This window comes from Pseudomonas sp. S3_A09 (genome assembly GCF_054668065.1).
On sequence record NZ_CP162752.1, the window covers coordinates 2,607,064 to 2,627,308 of the forward strand.

Annotated in this window: 23 protein-coding genes and 1 pseudogene; 14 read left to right on the top strand and 10 right to left on the bottom strand. The window is 60.2% G+C overall.

Annotation, left to right across the window (positions count from 1 at the left end; genetic code table 11):
- Window position 1: 1 nt before the first annotated feature.
- The 3 genes from AB4N92_RS12355 (at window position 2) to AB4N92_RS12365 (ending at window position 3,310) form a co-directional block, all read left to right on the top strand.
- A complete protein-coding gene (locus tag AB4N92_RS12355) occupies window positions 2-622 on the top strand; it encodes a 2-dehydro-3-deoxy-6-phosphogalactonate aldolase (protein ID WP_010207755.1) in 621 nt (206 codons plus the stop codon).
- Window positions 623-670: 48 nt separating this feature from the next.
- Entirely contained in the window at window positions 671-1,819 is a 1,149-nt protein-coding gene (dgoD, locus tag AB4N92_RS12360; RefSeq protein ID WP_003170741.1) for a galactonate dehydratase, read from the top strand.
- 183 nt (window positions 1,820-2,002) lie between these two features.
- On the top strand, window positions 2,003-3,310 hold the full coding sequence (locus tag AB4N92_RS12365) for an MFS transporter (protein ID WP_045791468.1): 1,308 nt from the start codon (window positions 2,003-2,005) through the stop codon (window positions 3,308-3,310).
- A gap of 65 nt (window positions 3,311-3,375) precedes the next feature.
- Here AB4N92_RS12365 and AB4N92_RS12370 read toward each other — a convergent pair whose 3' ends face one another.
- From AB4N92_RS12370 to trpB, 3 genes are all read right to left on the bottom strand, one after another.
- The gene (locus AB4N92_RS12370; protein WP_236266991.1) at window positions 3,376-3,816 is read right to left on the bottom strand and encodes an anti-virulence regulator CigR family protein; all 441 of its coding nucleotides are present in this window, start codon (window positions 3,814-3,816) and stop codon (window positions 3,376-3,378) included.
- 136 nt (window positions 3,817-3,952) lie between these two features.
- Entirely contained in the window at window positions 3,953-4,762 is an 810-nt protein-coding gene (trpA, locus tag AB4N92_RS12375) for a tryptophan synthase subunit alpha (RefSeq protein WP_010207762.1), read from the bottom strand.
- Window positions 4,762-6,003 carry a tryptophan synthase subunit beta gene (gene trpB, locus AB4N92_RS12380; protein ID WP_010207764.1) on the bottom strand — a complete coding sequence of 414 codons (1,242 nt, stop codon included), beginning with the start codon at window positions 6,001-6,003 and terminating at the stop codon, window positions 4,762-4,764. Before trpB ends, trpA begins: the two co-directional genes overlap by 1 nt.
- Before the next feature lie 110 nt (window positions 6,004-6,113).
- On the opposite strand from trpB, the gene AB4N92_RS12385 reads away from it, so the two are divergent.
- Window positions 6,114-7,010, top strand: a complete 897-nt coding sequence (locus AB4N92_RS12385; RefSeq protein ID WP_236266992.1) for a LysR family transcriptional regulator — start codon at window positions 6,114-6,116, stop codon at window positions 7,008-7,010.
- A 9-nt stretch (window positions 7,011-7,019) separates the two neighbouring features.
- Here the strand turns inward: AB4N92_RS12385 and AB4N92_RS12390 are convergent, their stop codons facing one another.
- A complete protein-coding gene (locus AB4N92_RS12390) occupies window positions 7,020-7,346 on the bottom strand; it encodes an ElaB/YgaM/YqjD family protein (protein ID WP_003170746.1) in 327 nt (108 codons plus the stop codon).
- 156 nt (window positions 7,347-7,502) lie between these two features.
- Between AB4N92_RS12390 and AB4N92_RS12395 the strand changes: the two genes are divergently transcribed.
- Both AB4N92_RS12395 and AB4N92_RS12400 read left to right on the top strand, forming a co-directional pair.
- Window positions 7,503-7,718, top strand: a complete 216-nt coding sequence (locus tag AB4N92_RS12395) for a dodecin (protein ID WP_007953919.1) — start codon at window positions 7,503-7,505, stop codon at window positions 7,716-7,718.
- A 115-nt stretch (window positions 7,719-7,833) separates the two neighbouring features.
- Window positions 7,834-8,061 (top strand): DUF1161 domain-containing protein, encoded by a 228-nt coding sequence (locus AB4N92_RS12400; RefSeq protein WP_010207766.1) that lies wholly within the window; start codon window positions 7,834-7,836, stop codon window positions 8,059-8,061.
- 59 nt (window positions 8,062-8,120) lie between these two features.
- Here the strand turns inward: AB4N92_RS12400 and AB4N92_RS12405 are convergent, their stop codons facing one another.
- On the bottom strand, window positions 8,121-9,122 hold the full coding sequence (locus AB4N92_RS12405) for an LLM class flavin-dependent oxidoreductase (RefSeq protein ID WP_460130202.1): 1,002 nt from the start codon (window positions 9,120-9,122) through the stop codon (window positions 8,121-8,123).
- A 217-nt stretch (window positions 9,123-9,339) separates the two neighbouring features.
- Here AB4N92_RS12405 and AB4N92_RS12410 point away from each other — a divergent pair, with 217 nt between their 5' ends.
- Together AB4N92_RS12410 and AB4N92_RS12415 are read left to right on the top strand one after the other, a co-directional pair.
- Window positions 9,340-9,771 carry an OsmC family protein gene (locus AB4N92_RS12410; RefSeq protein WP_021491415.1) on the top strand — a complete coding sequence of 144 codons (432 nt, stop codon included), beginning with the start codon at window positions 9,340-9,342 and terminating at the stop codon, window positions 9,769-9,771.
- A gap of 235 nt (window positions 9,772-10,006) precedes the next feature.
- Window positions 10,007-10,246 carry a DUF1161 domain-containing protein gene (locus AB4N92_RS12415; RefSeq protein WP_010207769.1) on the top strand — a complete coding sequence of 80 codons (240 nt, stop codon included), beginning with the start codon at window positions 10,007-10,009 and terminating at the stop codon, window positions 10,244-10,246.
- On the opposite strand, the gene AB4N92_RS12420 is transcribed toward AB4N92_RS12415, so the two are convergent.
- On the bottom strand, window positions 10,247-10,669 hold the full coding sequence (locus AB4N92_RS12420; RefSeq protein WP_010207770.1) for a PA0061/PA0062 family lipoprotein: 423 nt from the start codon (window positions 10,667-10,669) through the stop codon (window positions 10,247-10,249).
- Between the two features lie 142 nt (window positions 10,670-10,811).
- Between AB4N92_RS12420 and AB4N92_RS12425 the strand changes: the two genes are divergently transcribed.
- A complete protein-coding gene (locus AB4N92_RS12425; protein WP_021491414.1) occupies window positions 10,812-11,855 on the top strand; it encodes an aminopeptidase in 1,044 nt (347 codons plus the stop codon).
- An 86-nt stretch (window positions 11,856-11,941) separates the two neighbouring features.
- Here the strand turns inward: AB4N92_RS12425 and AB4N92_RS12430 are convergent, their stop codons facing one another.
- Both AB4N92_RS12430 and AB4N92_RS12435 read right to left on the bottom strand, forming a co-directional pair.
- The gene (locus tag AB4N92_RS12430; protein WP_010207772.1) at window positions 11,942-12,601 is read right to left on the bottom strand and encodes an HAD family hydrolase; all 660 of its coding nucleotides are present in this window, start codon (window positions 12,599-12,601) and stop codon (window positions 11,942-11,944) included.
- The gene (locus AB4N92_RS12435) at window positions 12,598-13,140 is read right to left on the bottom strand and encodes a gamma carbonic anhydrase family protein (RefSeq protein WP_010207773.1); all 543 of its coding nucleotides are present in this window, start codon (window positions 13,138-13,140) and stop codon (window positions 12,598-12,600) included. Before AB4N92_RS12435 ends, AB4N92_RS12430 begins: the two co-directional genes overlap by 4 nt.
- A gap of 54 nt (window positions 13,141-13,194) precedes the next feature.
- On the opposite strand from AB4N92_RS12435, the gene prlC reads away from it, so the two are divergent.
- Both prlC and AB4N92_RS12445 read left to right on the top strand, forming a co-directional pair.
- The gene (prlC, locus tag AB4N92_RS12440) at window positions 13,195-15,294 is read left to right on the top strand and encodes an oligopeptidase A (protein WP_175439657.1); all 2,100 of its coding nucleotides are present in this window, start codon (window positions 13,195-13,197) and stop codon (window positions 15,292-15,294) included.
- Complete coding sequence (locus AB4N92_RS12445; protein ID WP_010207776.1) at window positions 15,291-15,566, top strand: YheV family putative zinc ribbon protein; 276 nt, start codon at window positions 15,291-15,293, stop codon at window positions 15,564-15,566. Before prlC ends, AB4N92_RS12445 begins: the two co-directional genes overlap by 4 nt.
- 35 nt (window positions 15,567-15,601) lie before the next feature.
- Here AB4N92_RS12445 and AB4N92_RS12450 read toward each other — a convergent pair.
- A pseudogene (locus tag AB4N92_RS12450) lies at window positions 15,602-15,778 on the bottom strand (protein tyrosine phosphatase); the annotation flags it as partial.
- A gap of 221 nt (window positions 15,779-15,999) precedes the next feature.
- Between AB4N92_RS12450 and AB4N92_RS12455 the strand changes: the two are divergent.
- Genes AB4N92_RS12455 through AB4N92_RS12465 form a run of 3 tightly spaced genes read left to right on the top strand, consistent with a single transcriptional unit; the run spans window position 16,000 to window position 19,814 of the window.
- Window positions 16,000-16,752, top strand: coding sequence for a gluconate 2-dehydrogenase subunit 3 family protein (locus AB4N92_RS12455; protein ID WP_021491411.1), 753 nt, complete (start codon window positions 16,000-16,002; stop codon window positions 16,750-16,752).
- A 2-nt stretch (window positions 16,753-16,754) separates the two neighbouring features.
- Complete coding sequence (locus AB4N92_RS12460; RefSeq protein ID WP_010207781.1) at window positions 16,755-18,539, top strand: GMC family oxidoreductase; 1,785 nt, start codon at window positions 16,755-16,757, stop codon at window positions 18,537-18,539.
- A 12-nt stretch (window positions 18,540-18,551) separates the two neighbouring features.
- Window positions 18,552-19,814, top strand: a complete 1,263-nt coding sequence (locus AB4N92_RS12465) for a cytochrome c (RefSeq protein ID WP_236266994.1) — start codon at window positions 18,552-18,554, stop codon at window positions 19,812-19,814.
- Window positions 19,815-19,891: 77 nt separating this feature from the next.
- Here the strand turns inward: AB4N92_RS12465 and AB4N92_RS12470 are convergent, their stop codons facing one another.
- Window positions 19,892-20,149, bottom strand: a complete 258-nt coding sequence (locus tag AB4N92_RS12470; protein WP_021491408.1) for a hypothetical protein — start codon at window positions 20,147-20,149, stop codon at window positions 19,892-19,894.
- Window positions 20,150-20,245: the final 96 nt, after the last annotated feature.

Sequence of the window (20,245 nt, forward strand, 5' to 3'; positions counted from 1 at the left end):
CATGCTCAAGCAAGCACTCGCGCAAAACGGTTTGATCGCCATCCTGCGAGGCATTCGCCCGGACGAAGCCGAGGCTGTCGGCCAGGTGCTGTACCAGGCCGGGTTTCGTGTGATCGAAGTCCCGCTGAATTCCCCCGACCCTTACACCAGCATCCGCACCCTGCGCGACAGCCTGCCCGCCGACTGCTTGATCGGTGCCGGCACGGTGTTGCTGCCTGAGCAGGTCGAGCAGGTGAAGGCGGCTGGTGGTCAGGTGGTCGTGATGCCCCACAGCGATGCCAAGGTGTTGCGTGCCGCGAAAGCCGCAGGCCTGTTCCTGTCGCCGGGTGTGGCCACGCCTACCGAAGCGTTCGCCGCCCTGGCTGAAGGCGCCGACGTGCTGAAGCTGTTCCCCGCCGAGCAAATGGGCCCTTCGGTGATCAAGGCGTGGTTGGCGGTGTTGCCGGCCGGCACCTTGTTGCTGCCGGTGGGCGGCATCACCCCGGACAATATGCAGGTGTTCATCGACGCCGGCGCCAAAGGCTTCGGGCTGGGTTCCGGGTTGTTCAAACCGGGTATGACAGTGGATCAGGTAGCGAGCCGCGCCCAGGCTTATGTCGCCGCCTGGAAAGCCCTGAACTGACTTCAAGTCTTGCGCCCCCAGGCGCCGCATCTATAAGAGACATAACAGATGAAAATCACCAAACTGACGACCTTTATCGTTCCGCCGCGCTGGTGCTTCCTCAAGGTCGAGACTGACCAGGGCGTGACCGGCTGGGGTGAGCCCGTGGTCGAGGGCCGCGCCCACACCGTGGCGGCTGCCGTCGAAGAATTGTCCGACTACCTGATCGGCAAAGACCCACGCAATATCGAAGACATCTGGACCGTGCTCTATCGCGGTGGCTTCTACCGGGGCGGCGCCGTGCACATGAGCGCACTCGCCGGTATCGACCAGGCGCTGTGGGACATCAAGGGCAAGGCCCTGGGTGTGTCGGTCAGCGACCTGCTCGGCGGCCAGGTGCGTGACAAGATCCGCGTGTATTCGTGGATCGGCGGCGACCGCCCGGCCGACACTGCCCGCGCCGCCAAAGAAGCCGTGGCCCGAGGTTTTACCGCCGTAAAAATGAACGGCACCGAAGAACTGCAGTTCGTCGACAGCTTTGAAAAAGTCGACCTGGCCCTGGCCAACGTCGCCGCCGTACGTGATGCGGTAGGCCCGAACGTCGGCATCGGCGTCGACTTCCATGGCCGGGTGCACAAGCCCATGGCCAAAGTGCTGATGAAAGAGCTGGACCCGTACAAGCTGATGTTTATCGAAGAGCCGGTCCTCAGCGAAAACTACGAAGCGCTCAAGGAGCTGGCGCCGCTGACCAGCACCCCGATTGCCTTGGGCGAGCGTCTGTTCTCGCGCTGGGACTTCAAGCGCGTGCTCAGCGAAGGCTACGTCGACATCATCCAGCCGGACGCCTCCCACGCCGGCGGCATCACCGAGACCCGCAAGATCGCCAACATGGCCGAAGCCTACGACGTGGCCCTGGCCCTGCACTGCCCGCTGGGCCCGATTGCCCTGGCGGCGTGCCTGCAACTGGACGCGGTCTGCTACAACGCGTTTATCCAGGAGCAAAGCCTGGGCATTCACTATAACGAGAGCAATGACCTGCTCGATTATGTGCGCGATCCGGGCGTGTTCGACTATGACCAAGGCTTCGTGAAGATCCCCAACGGGCCGGGCCTGGGCATCGAGATCAATGAGGAATACGTGATCGAACGCGCGGCCATCGGCCATCGCTGGCGCAACCCGATCTGGCGGCATGCCGACGGCAGCTTCGCCGAGTGGTGATTCCTGACTGACGGAGGGCGATCAGAAATGTGGGAGCGGGCTTGCTCGCGAATGCAGTGTGTCAATCAACACATCTGGGGCTGAACTAGCGCATTCGCGAGCAAGCCCGCTCCCACATGATTGATCCGGTTGCTTCAGTCAGATCCATTTCAGACCTCAATAAGCATAAGAAGAGGCACCCCCATGCACCCTGAATCCTTCACCGGGCAGGCTTCTTTAGTCACGCCTACCAGAAAGCGTTTTTTCATCATGGTGCTGCTGTTCATCACCGTGGTGATCAACTACCTCGACCGCAGCAACCTGTCGATTGCCGCCCCGGCGTTGACCAGCGAACTGGGCATCGATCCGGTGCACGTCGGGCTGATTTTCTCCGCGTTCGGTTGGACCTACGCCGCCATGCAAATCCCTGGTGGCTGGCTGGTGGACCGTGTGCCCCCACGCATTCTGTACACCGCTGCGTTGCTGCTGTGGTCCATCGCCACCGTCATGCTCGGCTTTGCCGCCAGCTTTATCGCGCTGTTTGTTTTGCGCATGGCGGTGGGTGCGCTGGAAGCCCCGGCGTATCCGATCAACAGCCGCGTGGTCACCACCTGGTTTCCCGAACGCGAGCGCGCCACAGCGATTGGCGTCTACACCTCCGGCCAGTTTGTCGGCCTGGCATTCCTCACGCCGGTACTGGCCTGGCTGCAGCATGCATTCGGCTGGCACATGGTGTTTGTCGCGACCGGTGGCGTGGGGATTGTGTGGGCGGTGATCTGGTACGCGGTGTACCGCGAACCGAAGGATTTCAAAGGCGCGAACACCGCTGAAATCGACCTGATCCGTGAAGGTGGCGGGTTGGTGGACATGCAGGAAAAAGCCGCCAAGGCACCCTTCAGTTGGGTCGATTTGGGCATCGTGCTGAGCAAGCGCAAGCTCTGGGGCATCTACCTGGGGCAGTTCTGCCTGAACTCCACGCTGTGGTTCTTCCTGACGTGGTTCCCGACTTACCTGGTGAAATACCGCGGCATGGACTTCATCAAGTCCGGCCTGCTGGCGTCACTGCCGTTCCTTGCAGCGTTTGTCGGCGTGCTGTGCTCAGGGATCTTTTCCGACTGGCTGATTCGTCGCGGCGCGTCGGTGGGCTTTGCGCGCAAGTTGCCGATCATTGGCGGGCTGCTGATCTCCACGGCGATCATTGGCGCCAACTATGTGGACTCGACGGCGTGGGTGATTGCGTTCCTGGCGGTGGCGTTCTTTGGTAATGGGTTGGCGTCGATTACCTGGTCGCTGGTGTCGACCCTGGCACCGGCGCGCCTGTTGGGGCTGACCGGTGGGGTGTTCAACTTCATCGGCAACCTGTCGGCGATTGCCACGCCGATCGTGATCGGCTTTCTGGCCAGTGGCGACTCGTTTGCGCCGGCCATTACCTATATCGCGGTGCTGGCGTTGCTCGGAGCGCTGTCCTACGTATTGCTCGTAGGCAAAGTCGAACGCATCGAACTCAAATAACCACAGCCCTTTAGGAGCCGGCTTACCGCCATCGCCGGCAAGCCGGCTCCTACAGTGGGTGGGTTTCAGTTGAGGACGCCATCGAGGATCTCGTAGACGATGCCCGTACCCACGGCGATCAACACTACATCCGGCCCCGAACGGCGCCATTCATAACCGGGATACACCGGCAGGCGCGCCAGGGCGCGATTGTCGAGGCGTTCGCCGTAGTAGCCACGGGGCAGCGGCTGGCCACGCACCAGGCGCACATTCGGTGGTGGCGGTGCGCCACGGGCGAACTGGCCGTGGTTGTCGTGGATGATCTGCCGTACCGGGCCGAAGTCCTGGGGCGGGCCGCCGCGACGGTTGTCCTGCGGGCCGCGTGGGTCGTCGCGATGTTGTTCGTGCTGGCCCTGTGGGCCGCCACGGTCAGGGCCGCCTTGGTCATAAGGCGCGGCCTGCACCAGGGCGCTGGCGCCAAGCACCAGCACGCCAAGGCCGGCAATCACGGAGTTGGGCATTTTCATTGGGTATTCCTCAGGGCACGCAAACAAAAAAGGGATCTCGAACGAGGTTCGAAATCCCTTGGTCTTGCTGTTTAGGCCGTGCCTGGGCGGGTTGATTCCTCTGTATCAGGAACTTTACCCACTGCTTACGGGGCCTTTACTTACGGGCGTTACGCACGCCTTCCGACAGCGCCGCACACAGGGTCAACACGCCATCGATGGCTTGCTGGTCATTCTTGGCATTGGCGATGTGATCAATCAGTGCCGAACCTACCACCACACCGTCAGCCAAGCGCGCGATGGCCGCCGCTTGTTCCGGGGTGCGGATACCAAAACCGATGCTGATCGGCAGGTCGGTATGGCGACGCAGGCGGGTCACGGCTTCTTCGACGTGCTCCAGGGTCGCGGCGCCGGCACCGGTCACGCCGGCCACCGACACGTAGTACACAAAGCCGGAGCTGCCGTTGAGCACGGTCGGCAGACGCACATCGTCGGTGGTCGGCGTGGTCAGGCGGATGAAATCAATGCCAGCGGCCTGGGCCGGGTCGCACAGTTCGCCGTTATGTTCGGGCGGCATGTCGACCACAATCAGGCCGTCCACGCCGGCTTCCTTGGCGTCGGCGATGAACTGCGGCACGCCGTATTTGTGGATCGGGTTGAAATAGCCCATCAACACCAGCGGCGTGTCGTTGTTGTCTTTGCGGAACTCGCGGACCATCTGCAGGGTTTTTGCCAGGTTCTGCTTGGCTTCCAGCGCGCGGATGTTGGCCAGCTGGATCGCCGGGCCGTCCGCCATTGGGTCGGTGAAGGGCATGCCCAACTCGATCACATCGGCGCCGGCGGCTGGCAAGCCCTTGAGGATGGCCAGCGAGGTGTCATAGCCAGGGTCGCCAGCGGTGACGAAGGTCACCAGGGCGGCGCGGTTTTGTTCTTTAAGCTGTGCGAAGCGGGTTTGCAGGCGGCTCATCAGTGTTTCTCCTGCTGCGTTTTCTCTTGTAGAGAGAGTTCCATGTGGTGCATCACGGTTTGCATGTCTTTATCGCCACGGCCCGACAGGTTGACCACCATCAGATGATCCTTCGGCAGGGTGGGGGCGCGTTTGAACACTTCGGCCAGGGCGTGGGCGCTTTCCAGGGCAGGAATGATCCCTTCCAGGCGGCAGCATTTGTGGAAGGCGTCGAGGGCTTCGTCGTCCGTCACCGAGGTGTACTGAACGCGGCCGATATCATGCAACCACGCATGTTCCGGGCCGATGCCGGGATAATCCAGGCCTGCGGAGATCGAGTGGGCGTCGATGATCTGGCCGTCGTCGTCCTGCAACAGGAAGGTGCGATTGCCGTGCAGTACGCCGGGTACGCCGCCGTTGAGGCTGGCGGCGTGCTTGCCGGTTTCGATACCGTGGCCGGCGGCTTCAACACCGATGATTTCCACGCTCTGGTCATCGAGGAACGGGTGGAACAGGCCCATGGCGTTGGAACCGCCGCCGATGCACGCTACCAGGCTGTCTGGCAGGCGGCCTTCCTGAGCTTGCAGCTGGTCGCGGGTTTCCTTGCCGATCACGGCCTGGAAGTCGCGCACCATCGCCGGGTATGGGTGCGGACCGGCCACAGTGCCGATCAGATAGAAGGTGCTGTCGACATTGGTCACCCAGTCACGCAGGGCTTCGTTCATGGCATCTTTGAGCGTGCCGGTGCCGGCGACCACCGGGATCACTTCAGCGCCCAGCAGCTTCATGCGGAACACGTTGGCCTGTTGACGCTCAATATCAGTGGTGCCCATGTAGATCACGCATTGCAGGCCGAAGCGCGCCGCCACGGTGGCAGTGGCCACGCCGTGCATGCCGGCGCCGGTTTCGGCGATGATGCGTTTCTTGCCCATGCGCCGTGCCAGCAGGATCTGGCCGATGCAGTTGTTGATCTTGTGCGCGCCGGTATGGTTCAGCTCTTCACGCTTGAGGTAGATCTTGGCGCCGCCGCAGAATTCGGTCAGGCGTTCGGCGAAATACAGCGGGCTTGGGCGGCCGACGTAGTCGCGCTGAAAGTAGGCCAATTCTTCCTTGAATGCAGGATCTTCCTTGGCCGCTTCGTATTCGCGGGCCAGGTCGAGGATCAACGGCATCAGGGTTTCAGCGACGTAACGGCCGCCGAACGCGCCAAAGAGGCCGTTGGCGTCTGGGCCGTGGCGTAGATCGGTCTGGGACTGAGTCATAGGAGGCTCCAGGAAAGAAAGGATGTAGGAAGCAATGAGGGCCACTCTACCCCTGACGCTCTGCGCTGAAAACCGATAAGATCGCCGTAACCTGTCAGGAAAACTCACAGATGACCCGAGACCTTCCGCCCCTCAATGCCTTGCGTGCCTTTGAGGCGACTGCGCGCTTGAACAGCGTCAGCCAGGCCGCCGAGCAATTGCATGTGACCCACGGCGCTGTCAGTCGGCAGTTGAAGGTGCTGGAAGAGCATCTGGGGATCAGCTTGTTCGTCAAGGATGGGCGCGGCCTTAAACTCACAGATGCGGGCGTTCGCCTGCGGGATGCCAGCGCCGAAGCCTTTGAGCGGCTGCGCGATGTGTGCGCCGAGTTGACCCAGGCCAGCGCCGATGCGCCTTTCGTGCTCGGGTGTTCGGGCAGCCTGCTGGCGCGCTGGTTGATCCCGCGCCTGGGCCGCTTGAACGCTGACCTGCCGGATCTGCGCCTGCATTTGTCGGCGGGGGATGGTGATCTGGACCCTCGCCGCCCGGGCCTGGACGCGCTGCTGGTATTCGCTGAACCGCCTTGGCCGGCGGACATGCAGGTGTATGAGCTGGCGAGTGAACGCATCGGCCCGGTGATGAGCCCGCGCTTTGCCGGCTATGCACACTTGCGCGATGCACCTGCTGAGGCTTTGTGTGGCGAAAAGCTGTTGCGCACCACGTCACGGCCGCAAGCCTGGCCCAGTTGGGCAGCGCAGCACGGCATTGAGCCCGGCGCGCTGAAGCACGGCCAGGGGTTTGAGCATTTGTATTACTTGCTGGAGGCGGCCGTGGCAGGGTTGGGCGTAGCGATTGCCCCGCAGCCGCTGGTGGCCGAGGACGTGCGGGCGGGTCGCCTTGTGGCGCCGTGGGGTTTCAGCGAAACCCCGGCGCACCTGGCGCTGTGGCTGCCCAAACGCGCCGCAGATGGGCGCGCCGGGCAACTGGCGCAGTGGCTCAAGGCTGAGCTACAGCGCGAACCTATTTAATCGACGCGTTTAATCGCCGCGCTTGCACAGCAGATAAGCCGCGAGCAGACCCAGTGCACCGACGGCAACGCCGGCCGTTGTCCATGGGTGCTCTTGTGCATAGTCCCGGGTTGCAACACCGGTTTCGCGGATTTTGACTTTGCTTTCTTCGTAGGCGTCGCTGATCAGGTGGCGAGAGTGCTTGAGGGCATTCTCCGCATTGCTCTTCAGCGCCTTCAAGGTTTTGCGCGACTCGTCGGATGCATCGTCCTTGAGACTTTCCAGAGACTTGAGCAGGCTCGAAATCTCGGCTTCCATGCTTTCCAGCGACGCTTTGCGTAAAGAAGTGTTGGCCATGTGGACTCTCCTGAAGTGATTGAGTGGCGTGTGTAGATACCGACTGCGGCCGTTTCAGAAAGTGCAGTAAATATGAACTTTCAGGTAGAAACGGCCGCCAGAAGCAGTACGCACATTGACTGCTACGCTTGCTTTACGACCCCTAGGAGAACTGCCATGAGTGATCATCACACCTACAAGAAAGTCGAACTGGTGGGCTCGTCCACCTCCAGCATCGAAGACGCCATCAATAATGCGCTGGCCGAGGCCAACAAGAGCATCAAGCATTTGGAATGGTTCGAGGTGACCGAAACCCGTGGGCACATCAAAGACGGCAAGGCCGCACACTTTCAGGTCACCCTCAAGGTGGGGTTCCGAATTGCCAGTAGTTGATCGCACCGGTTGAACTTGCTGACTGGCCGATTGCCATAACCTGCGCTACAACCAATGGGTGCCGATGCCACAAGCGTCGGCACGCTCTTTTAGATCAGCGCAAGGAAAGTAACGGATGAAGAAGTTCCTGTTAGCGGTAGGTTTGTTGAGCATTGCAGGCACGGCCCTGGCGGCGGGCAAGCCTTGTGAAGAGCTCAAAAGCGAAATTGCGGCGAAAATCGACGCCAAGGGCGCTTCGGGTTATTCGTTGGAAGTGGTGGATAAAGGTGCTGCGCCGAGCGACCACACAGTGGTCGGCACCTGCGAAGCTGGCACCAAGGAAATCGCCTACAAGCGCGGTTAACCCTGTGTTGCGGATATAAAAAACCGACGCGATGCGTCGGTTTTTTTTGCCTGAGGGTTTTAGTCCTTCATTAACTGCGTCAGCAACTCGTAGGAATGAATCCGGTCGGCGTGCTCGTACAGGTCGCAGGTAAAAATCAGCTCATCGGCACCGGTTTGCTCGATCAGCACTTCCAGTTTGGCGCGGATCTTCGCAGGGCTGCCCACCATTGCCAGGCCGAGGAAGCTGCCGACGGCGTCTTTTTCGTGGGGCAGCCACAGGCCGTCCATGGTTTTCACCGGGGGGCGCTGCACCAGGCTTTGCCCACGCATGAGGGCGAGGATGCGCTGGTAGAGCGAGGTTGCCAGGTAGTCGGCCTGTTCATCGGTGTCCGCCGCCACCAACGGAATACCGAGCATCACGTAGGGTTTGTCCAGCACGGCAGAAGGCTTGAAGTGATTGCGGTACACGCGAATCGCTTCATGCATCAGGCGCGGTGCGAAATGCGAGGCAAAGGCGTAGGGCAAACCGCGTTCGCCCGCCAACTGTGCGCTGAATAGACTGGAGCCCAGTAGCCACACCGGCACGTTGGTGCCGGTGCCGGGAACGGCGATCACCCGTTGGTCGGGCGTGCGCGGGCCCAGGTAGGCCATCAGCTCCGCCACGTCTTCCGGAAAATCGTCGGCACTGCCGGAGCGCTCACGGCGCAGGGCGCGGGCGGTCATCTGATCGGAGCCGGGCGCGCGGCCCAGGCCCAGGTCGATGCGGCCGGGGTAGAGACTTTCCAGGGTGCCGAACTGTTCGGCGATCACCAGAGGCGCGTGGTTGGGCAGCATCACGCCGCCGGAACCGACACGAATCGTCGAGGTGCCGCCGGCCAGGTAACCGAGCAACACCGAGGTGGCCGAACTGGCGATGCCATCCATATTGTGGTGTTCAGCCACCCAGAAACGGTTGTAGCCAAACTTTTCCACATGCTGGGCAAGGTCCAGGGAATTGCGCAGCGACTGCGCCGGACTGCCGTTGGCCCGCACGGGCACCAGGTCGAGGGTCGAGAACTTTACGTCGGACAGCGATTTCATAAGCCTGCTTCTCCAAGGGGGCCGCAGGCTTTTTAGACGAACCAAAACCTGCCGCTTCATGTGCATACCCATGCAATGAGGGCATATACCCGAGATTCAATAGTGGGACCGGAAATTTCCTACTGAATCACTCGGTTTCTCCGACAAGATGAACTTTGCCACGCCGTCTATCCTCAGAACCCTTACTGACGCAAAACCACCGTTCGAGGAGACCGCTATGAGTATCGTTAAAAAAGCATCCGCGCATTGGGAAGGTGACCTGAAGACGGGCCTGGGTTCTATTTCCACGGAAACCGGTGTGCTACGTGAAGCGCCTTACGGCTTCAAGGCGCGTTTCGAGGGCGGCAAGGGCACCAACCCGGAAGAACTGATCGGTGCAGCCCACGCAGGCTGTTTCTCCATGGCCTTTTCCATGATTCTCGGCGATGCCGGGCTCAAGGCTGACAGCATCGACACCCAGGCCGAAGTAACCCTCGACCAGGTCGACGGTGGCTTCGCGATCACCGCCGTGCACCTGATCCTCAAGGCCAAGATCCCTGGCGCGAGCCAGGCGCAGTTCGAGGAGTTAAGCAAGAAAGCCAAGGAAGGGTGCCCGGTGTCCAAGGTACTGAATGCGAAAATCAGCCTGGATGCCACGCTCGTAAACTGACGCCCCTGTAGCGATAGGCGCCGGCTTTTGTCGGGGCTGGCTTGCCTGCGAACGCATCACCTCGACGTCATTGCGAAACCGAGGCGACGCACCGCGGGCAAGTCCTGCTCCCACAGAGGTGTCTTCAGACATTTAGTTATGCGTTAAATCAGAACTCGTATTTCACCGATGTGGTCCTATAGCCTATGCAGTCTAGGCGCACATCCGTGCGCAGTGCATTCAGGGAGCTTCACACATGAAACGTTTTGCCTTGGCGATCATCTGCGGTGTATTGGCCACTTCGGCCGTGGCCGCTCCAAAAGATTGTGAAGAGCTCAGGAAAGAGATCGAGGTCAAGATCCAGGCGAATGCGGTTCCTTCGTACACCCTGGAAATCGTCAGCAAGGAAGAAGCCGACAAACACGACAGCGCCATGGTCGTCGGCAGCTGTGAGAACGGCACCAAGGCCATCGTCTACCAGAAGAACAACGACTGATCAGATGCAGTTGACGCTGCGTTCTTCCGCGAGCAACTGACGCGCCGAGTCGTACAGCCGGATATTCGGCGTGAAGGCCAGCGAGCGGCCTTCCAGCACATAGCGCTGGCCGGCCTGGAAGTGATCGTATTCCAGGGTCATGAAGCAAGTGCGGTACATCATCTGGCTCAGCCCACCCAGCCCGCCGCCTGCCGGGACTTCAAAGTCGAAACGCACCATCAGTTCGTGATGGCCGGGCGGGAATTGGAAGAAACGTCCGTCAGCCAGGTTCTTGCCGTCCAGACGCTGCGCCATGACCAGCTTGGAGCCCGGTGTCGGCGTGGTGAAATCGACCCAGGCTTGCTGCGGGTCCACCGGTGGTACGGGCGTTGTGGTGCAGGCACCGAGAAACAGGGCGGCGACGGGAAGCAAGAGCTGGCGCATGGCAGGCACTCAATGGGAAGGAAGTATTGAGCCTGGCGCCGACGGCAACAGACTCCCTATGAGTATAAACACGTCATGCCATGGAAAAATTCCACACAGGCGCGATAGTCTGGCGAGCAAATTACCCAGGAGCGGTCGGGGCATGGTCAGGCGTTTTCTTCCAGGGTTGTTGGTTGTGCTGCTCAGCGGCTGCTCCAGTGTCAGTTATTACAGTCAGTTGGCCAGCGGTCAGTGGCAATTGCTGCGGGCTCGTGAGCCGGTGGCGCAGGTGATTGCCGACCCCACACGCCCTGCGTTATTGCGCGAGCACCTGGTGCAATCTCAGCGGGCGCGCACGTTCGCCAGTGAACATCTGCACCTGCCCGACAACCAGAGTTACAAGTTGTACGCCGATATCGGCCGGCCCTATGTGGTCTGGAATGTCTTCGCCACGCAGGAATTTTCCCTGTCCCCCGAAACCCATTGCTTCCCCATTGCCGGTTGTGTGGCCTATCGCGGCTACTACAACCAGGGCGCGGCGCGTGGCGAGGCAGCGTTGTTGAAGCAGCGGGGTATGGACGTGTCGATAGGTGGCGTCGAGGCTTACTCCACCTTGGGCTGGTTCAATGACCCGATCATGAATTCGATGATGAACTGGGGCGATGAGCGCCTGGCCACGCTGATCTTCCATGAGCTGGCGCACCAGCGTTTCTATGTGAAGGACGACACCGAATTCAACGAGTCGTTTGCCAATTTCGTTGAGCAGGAAGGTACACGCCAATGGCGCGCTGCGCGGGGGCTGGCGCCAGATAGCCTGTCGACGTCCAAGCAACGTGATCAGTTTATCCAACTGGTCCTCGATACCCGTCGACGCTTGGAAACGCTCTACGCCCAGCCGTTGGCTAAGGATGCGATGCGTCAGGCCAAGGCGGCTCAGTTCGAGCGTTTGCGCGCCGATTATCGACACCTGCGTGATAACCAATGGGGCGGGGATAAGCGTTATGACGCCTGGATAAACCAGCCCATGAACAATGCGCGGTTGTTACCGTTTGGGTTGTATGACCAGTGGGTACCGGCGTTTGCGGCGTTGTTTGCGCAGGAAGGTGGGGATTGGGTGCGGTTTTATGCGGCGGTGGAGAAGCTGGGCGGGTTGCCGGTGGAGCAGCGCAAGGCGGCGTTGAAACAGTTGGAAGGTGCCGGGCTTTAGGGCCTCATCGCAGACAAGCCAGCTCCCACATTGGTCCTGGGTACACCGGTCAAAATGTAGGGGCTGGCGTGCCTGCGAAAGCTATCTCAAGAACGCTGCATAAACGCCTGGTGCATCTCGGCCAATGTCTCAAAATGCCAGGTTGGCGCCTCGGCATTCAACTCTTCAAAACTGCCAAAACCGTACCCCACCGCTGCCGAATCCAGCCCATTGCTGTGCGCACCGATCAGGTCATGCTTGCGGTCACCAATCATCAGGGTGGTGGCCGGGTCCAGGCCTTCCTCGCTCATCAGGTGGGCGATCAGTTCGACTTTGTTGGTGCGCGTGCCGTCCAGTTCGCTGCCGTAGATGACCTTGAAGTGCTTGGCGAAATCGAAGTGCCGGGCGATCTCGCGAGCGAACACCCAAGGCTTGGACGTCGCGACGTAGAGCTGGCGTCCCTGGCCGCTCAAGTCCTCCAGCAACGGCATCACGCCCTCGAACACGCGGTTCTCATACAGGCCGGTCACTTTGAAACGCTCGCGGTAGAAATTCACCGCCTCCCACGCCTTGGCTTCATCAAAACCGTAGAACTGCATGAACGCTTGCAGCAACGGCGGGCCGATGAAATGTTCCAGCTGGGTCAAGTCCGGCTCGTCGATTCCCAGTTTGCCGAGGGCATATTGGATCGAACGGGTAATGCCCTCGCGCGGGTCAGTGAGGGTACCGTCCAGGTCGAACAGCACGGTTTGGTAATGCAGAGTCATCGGTCGAATCCTTCAGCCAGGTGCAGGTCTTTGAGCTTCACGTAGTTCGCGGCGCTGTAGGTGAAAAAGGCGCGTTCCTTGTCAGTCAGCGGGCGGATTTGTTTAACCGGGCTGCCTACATACAAGAAGCCGCTTTCGAGTTTCTTGCCGGGCGGCACCAGGCTGCCGGCGCCGATGATCACGTCGTCTTCCACCACCGCCCCGTCCATCACGGTGCTGCCCATGCCGATCAGGATGCGATTGCCCACAGTGCAGCCATGCAGCATGACCTTGTGGGCGATGGTCACATCGTCGCCGATCAGCAGTGGGAAGCCATCCGGATTGAAGGGACCCGCGTGGGTGATGTGCAGCACGCAGCCATCCTGCACGCTGGTGCGTGCACCGATGCGGATGCGGTGCATGTCGCCGCGAATCACGGTCAGCGGCCAGACCGAGCTGTCGGCGCCGATTTCGACATCGCCGATCACCACCGCCGAAATATCGACAAAAGCCCCGGCGCCCAGGGTTGGCGTATGGTTTTGGTAGGTGCGAAGGGTCACGATAGCCTCTCTCTCTTCTGCTGATAGCTGCGGTGGGCGTTGATTGTAATTAAGATGGCCCCATCTTTGTTCTTACCTATTTCTTCAGCCAAGGTGCCAACCGTGAGCGCGAACAACCCGCTTCTGCAGTCCTACGACCTGCCGCCGTTCTCGGCGATCCGTGCCGAGCACGTCCAGCCGGCCATCGAACAGATCCTCGCCGACAACCGTGTCGCCATCGAAGGCATCCTGCAAAGCCAGGGTAAACATCCGACGTGGGCCGGGCTGGTCCTGGCGATGGATGAACTGAATGACCGCCTGGGTGCCGCCTGGAGCCCGGTCAGCCACCTCAATGCCGTGTGCAACAGCGCCGAACTGCGCGAAGCCTACGAAGGCTGCCTGCCGGCGTTGAGTGCTTACTCCACCGAGATGGGCCAGAACCGCGAATTGTTCCAGGCTTTCGAAGCCTTGGCCAACAGCCCGGAAGCCGCCGGTTTCGACGTGGCGCAAAAAACCATCCTGGAACACGCCCTGCGTGATTTCCGCCTGTCGGGTATCGATTTGCCGCCGGAGCAGCAAAAGCGTTACGCCGAAGTGCAGAGCAAACTGTCCGAGTTGGGCAGCAAATTTTCCAACCAGTTGCTGGATGCCACCCAGGCCTGGACCAAACACGTCACCGACGAAGCCACCCTTGCCGGCCTGACCGATTCGGCCAAGGCGCAAATGGCGGCCGCCGCACAGGCCAAAGGCCTCGACGGCTGGCTGATCACCCTGGAATTCCCCAGCTACTACGCGGTGATGACCTACGCCCAGGATCGCGCCCTGCGTGAAGAAGTCTACGCGGCCTACTGTACCCGTGCGTCGGACCAAGGCCCGAATGCCGGTCAGAATGATAATGGTCCGGTCATGGAACAGATCCTCGACCTGCGTCAGGAACTGGCCAAGCTGCTGGGGTATGCGTCGTTCTCCGAACTGAGCCTGGCCACCAAAATGGCCGAGTCCAGCGATCAGGTGCTGAACTTCCTGCGCGACCTGGCCAAGCGCAGCAAGCCGTTTGCCGCTCAGGACCTGCAACAGCTCAAGGCCTATGCCGCCGAACAAGGCTGCGCCGACCTGCAAAGCTGGGACAGCGGTTTCTACGGCGAAAAACTTCGTGAGCAACGCTACAGCGTTTCCCAGGAGGCCCTGCGCGCCTACTTCCCCATCGACAAAGTATTGGGCGGCCTGTTTGCCATCGTGCAGCGCCTGTACGGCATCGAAATCGCCGAGCAGAAAGGCTTCGACACCTGGCACCCGGATGTCCGCCTGTTTGAAATCAAGGAAAACGGCCAGCACGTCGGCCGCTTCTTCTTCGACCTCTATGCCCGCGCCAACAAGCGTGGCGGTGCCTGGATGGACGGCGCCCGCGATCGTCGTCGCACGATCGATGGCGTGCTGCAAAGCCCGGTGGCCAACCTGGTGTGCAACTTCACCCCGGCCGACAGTGGCAAGCCTGCCCTGCTGACCCACGATGAAGTCACCACGCTGTTCCACGAGTTCGGCCACGGCCTGCACCACCTGTTGACCCGTGTTGAACATGCTGGCGTGTCGGGCATCAATGGCGTGGCCTGGGATGCGGTGGAATTGCCGAGCCAGTTTATGGAGAACTGGTGCTGGGAGCCGGAAGGCCTGGCGCTGATCTCCGGTCACTACGAAACCGGCGAGCCACTGCCCCAGGACTTGTTGGAAAAAATGCTCGCGGCGAAAAACTTCCAGTCTGGCTTGATGATGGTGCGTCAGCTGGAGTTCTCGCTGTTCGACTTTGAACTGCACGCCACCCACGGTGATGGCCGCAGCGTGGCGCAAGTGCTGGAAGGCGTGCGCGATGAGGTGTCGGTGATGCGTCCGCCGGCCTACAACCGTTTTCCGAACAGCTTCGCGCACATCTTCGCCGGTGGTTACGCCGCGGGTTACTACAGCTATAAGTGGGCCGAAGTGCTGTCGGCGGATGCCTTCTCCAAGTTTGAAGAAGAGGGCGTGCTCAACGCTGAGACTGGCCGCGCCTTCCGTGAGGCAATCCTGGCGCGTGGCGGTTCTCAGGAGCCGATGGTGCTGTTCGTCGACTTCCGCGGACGTGCGCCGTCGATTGACGCACTCTTGCGCCACAGCGGCCTGAGTGAGGACGCGGCAGCATGAGTGAAGGGCCTGTGATTACTAAAAAGCAATTTATCGCCGGGGCGGTCTGCCCGGCGTGCAGCGAGCCGGACAAGTTGAAGATGTGGACCGAGGACAACGTGCCGCATCGCGAGTGCGTGGCCTGCGGTTACACCGACACGCTGAATGACCAAGGGTTGTCGGTCCCCAAGGAATTGGGCACACGGGTGAACACGTCGGCGTTGAAGGCGCCTGCGGACCCCAAGGTGCAGGCGGTGCAGTTCTTTCCTAACCCGAAGCTGAAAAAAGACTAACAGATGGCCCACTGCAGGAGCCGGCAAGCCGGCTCCTACTGTTGTTTCTCTTCTTTTCCCGTTGTCGTGATCCAGTCCTTCATCGAGCACAACGCAAACGCGCGGGTGCTGTAATCGCCATTCCCCAAAGCCGTGCGCAATTTGTCGACATCGGCTCCCATCATGTAGCGAACACCGTCCTTGAAGCCATTGCTGGGGCCGAAGACCGGCAGCCATTGATTCTTGAGCATTGTTGACATGACCGAGCAGGAGGTCGGTGAATGGCACTCAGGTTGGGGCCCGTCAAAGGACTGTGAATACTCAGTCTTTAGTCGCTGAAACGCTTTTCCTGATACATAGCCTGCTATCATTTGTAACTATTGATTTCTTAAAAAGCCAAATCGCTCACTAGAAGCCGGCTGATAAACCCGTGACCACATGATGAGGTGCCACCATGTCTGATCAAGATCAAGACAACCCCCGGCGTGACTTTCTGCGCAAATCCTTGACCTTGATCCCGGTGGTCACGGTTGCCAGCACCGGCCTTGGCGGCTCGATGCTGATGGCGACGCCTGAGCCGGCCCAGGCCGCGCCCGTCCAGCCTGCAGCCAGCGAAAAGGCCTACGAGCCAACTTATTTCACGGCTGAGGAGTGGGCGTTTATCAATGCCGCCGTCGCGCAATTGATCCCCGCCGATGCCCAAGGCCCAGGCGCTCTGGAAGCGGGTGCGCCGGAATACATCGACCGCCAGATGAACACGCCTTACGCCAGCGGAGCCCTGTGGTTCATGCAAGGCCCATTCAACGCCGATGCGCCGCCGGAGATGGGGTGGCAGAGCAAATTGGTGCCCAAGGAGATCTATCGCCTGGGCATTGCCGCGACGGATGCATGGTCGAAAGCGTTCAACGGCAAAGTTTTTGCTGCGCAAGACAGCGCTACCCGAGACGACATGTTGCGTCGTCTGGAGGCGGGCGGCAGTGAGGTGACGGCGCATTTCGAGGCGGTGCCACCAAAGCTGTTCTTCAACCTGTTGCTGCAAAACACCAAGGAAGGCTTCTTCTGCGACCCGATCCACGGCGGCAACAAAGGCATGGTCGGCTGGACCATGATCGGTTTTCCCGGCGCCCGCGCCGATTTCATGGACTGGGTTGAACGCAACGAGCAATACCCCTTCCCGGCAGTTTCCATCCGCGGCGAGAGGGCATAAACGTGGCGACCATTATGAAGAAAGTGGATGCAGTGATCGTAGGCTTCGGCTGGACCGGCGCGATCATGGCCAAGGAGCTGACAGAAGCAGGCCTCAACGTGGTAGCGCTAGAGCGCGGTCCTATGCAGGACACTTACCCGGACGGCAACTATCCCCAGGTCATCGACGAATTGACCTACAGCGTGCGTAAAAAACTCTTCCAGGACATCTCCAAGGAGACAGTGACCATTCGACATAGCGTGAATGACGTTGCCCTGCCCAACCGTCAGCTGGGCGCATTTCTGCCGGGCAACGGTGTGGGCGGAGCGGGCCTGCACTGGTCCGGCGTGCATTTCCGTGTCGACCCGATCGAGTTGCGCATGCGCAGCCACTATGAAGAACGCTACGGCAAACACTTCATTCCCAAGGACATGACCATCCAGGACTTCGGCGTGAGCTATGAAGAGCTGGAGCCGTTTTTCGACTACGCGGAAAAAGTCTTCGGCACCTCTGGACAGGCTTGGACCGTAAAAGGGCAATTGGTAGGCGAAGGCCGTGGCGGTAACCCGTATGCGCCGGATCGCTCCAACCCTTTCCCGCTGGAGTCGCAGAAAAACACCGTCTCCGCACAGCTGTTTCAGAAAGCGGCTGCCGAGGTGGGTTACAAACCCTACAACCTGCCCTCAGCCAACACTTCGGGGCCTTACACCAATCCCTATGGCGCCCAGATGGGGCCGTGCAATTTTTGTGGTTTTTGCAGCGGCTACGTCTGCTACATGTATTCCAAGGCATCGCCGAACGTGAACATCCTGCCGGCGTTGCGCCAGGTGCCGAACTTTGAACTGCGGCCCAATTCCCACGTGCTCAAGGTCAACCTCGACAGCACCAAGAGCAAGGCCACTGGCGTGACGTACATCGACGCCCAGGGCCGGGAATGCGAGCAACCAGCGGAGTTGGTGATCCTCGGCGCATTCCAGTTCCACAATGTGCGCTTGATGCTGCTCTCCGGTATCGGCAAGCCCTACGACCCGATCACCAACGAGGGCGTGGTGGGCAGAAACTTCGCCTACCAGAACATGGCCACCATCAAGGCGTTCTTCGACAAGGACACCCACACCAACAACTTCATCGGCGCCGGCGGCAATGGCGTGGCCATCGATGATTTCAACGCCGACAACTTCGACCACGGGCCCCATGGCTTTGTGGGCGGTTCGCCGATGTGGGTCAACCAGGCCGGCAGTCGACCGATTGCCGGTACGTCCAACCCGCCGGGCACCCCGGCGTGGGGCAGCGCCTGGAAGCGCGCCACCGCCGATTACTACACCCACCAGGTGTCGATGGATGCCCACGGTGCCCATCAGTCCTACCGGGGTAACTACCTGGATCTGGACCCGGTGTACCGCGATGCCTACGGCCAGCCGTTGCTGCGGATGACGTTCGATTGGCAGGAAAACGACATCAAGATGAACCGCTTCATGGTCGAGAAAATGGGCAAGGTCGCTGAAGCGATGAACCCCAAGGCAATTGCCGTGCTCGGCAAAAAAGTCGGCGAACACTTCAACACGGCGTCGTACCAGACCACCCACCTCAACGGTGGCGCGATCATGGGCACCGACCCTAAAACCAGTGCATTGAATCGCTACCTGCAGTGCTGGGATGTGCACAACGTGTTTGTCCCAGGTGCATCCGCTTTCCCACAAGGCTTGGGCTACAACCCTACAGGCCTGGTGGCGGCGTTGACCTACTGGTCGGCGCGGGCGATCCGCGAGCAGTACCTGAAAAACCCCGGCCCACTGGTTCAGGCATAAGGAGCGATGACCATGAAAGCACTTGTTATCGCGACCTTCGCGTTTTTCAGCAGTTGCTCTGTCAGCGCCGCTGAAACTGACTTGATCAAGCAAGGTGAATACCTGGCCCGCGCGGGTGACTGCGTGGCCTGCCACACCGCCAAGGGCGGAAAACCGTTTGCCGGTGGCCTGCCAATGGAAACCCCCATTGGCGTGATCTATTCCACCAACATCACCCCGGACAAGAGCGGCCTGGGCGACTACAGCTTCGAAGACTTCGACAAGGCTGTGCGCCATGGCGTCGCCAAGAGCGGTAGTACGCTCTACCCGGCGATGCCCTACCCGTCTTACGCACGTGTCAGCGACAGCGATATGCAGGCGTTGTACGCGTACTTCATGAAGAGGGTGGAACCCGTCGCTCAAGAGAACAAGGACAGTGACATTCCGTGGCCCTTGAGCATGCGCTGGCCGTTGGCGGCATGGCGCTGGATGTTTGCGCCTGCCGTCGAGGAGCATCAGGCGCAAGCCGTCGTCGACCCGGTGATCAGTCGGGGTGCCTACCTGGTGGAGGGCCTTGGCCATTGCGGTGCGTGCCATACGCCACGGGCGTTGACCATGCAGGAAAAAGCCCTGAGTGCCACTGACGGCAACGCCTTCCTGGCCGGCAGCGCGCCGCTCGAAGGCTGGATCGCGAAAAGCCTGCGTGGCGATCACAAGGACGGCCTCGGTAGCTGGAGCGAGGAGCAACTGGTGCAGTTCCTCAAGACCGGCCGCAGTGACCGCAGCGCAGTATTTGGTGGCATGAGCGACGTTGTCGTCCACAGCATGCAGTACATGTCGGAAAATGACCTGACGGCTATCGCCCGTTACCTCAAGAGTTTACCGGCGGTGGACCCCAAGGACTCACCGCACACGTATGACAAGCAAGTGGCCGAGGCCTTGTGGAAAGGCGACGACAGCCAGCGGGGCGCCTCGGTGTATATCGACAACTGCGCGGCCTGCCACCGTACCGACGGCCATGGCTACACACGGGTGTTCCCAGCGCTGGCGGGCAACCCGGTGTTGCAGACGGCGGATGCCACGTCATTGATCAATATCGTGTTGAACGGTGGTACCTTGCCGGCCACTCACACGGCACCGTCCACGTTCACCATGCCGGCATTCGCTTGGCGCCTGTCGGATCAGGAAGTGGCTGATGTTGTCAGTTTTGTCCGGGGCAGCTGGGGTAATACAGGTGGCGCAATCAGTGCTGCTCAAGTTGCAGACATACGTAAAAAATCGGGCGATAAGAATTAACTAAAGTTAGAGTGGGAAGCCCAACTTATAGGTTATTGATATAAGTTGGGCGGCTGTAGTTAGTCGGTGTAATTAGTTTAATTCCGAGTTTTCTGGCAGGTCATTGCAAACGCGTTGGCCATGGTCAGAAAAATTGCCTTGTCCTCGTCGTCAAAGTCGCCGTCATTGTCCAGGTCCGTTGGCGATGATGTGGTGTCGTAGTGGCCGTCTTTCCTGGATGAAGAGGCGTACATGGCGTACGAAAGAACCCCATTGTTAAAACGTTCGAGCAACACTTCAGGGCTGTTATCTTTTTCAAAATCTTCACACGTTAAGCGCAGTTCGTCCTGAGACATATAGAGGTCCTTCTGGTTGGTTACTAAGTTGAGACTGGATCATAGTTGCAGAACAAAAGTTTAATCCACGACTCAAGTGTGGCGATTTATGTCGTG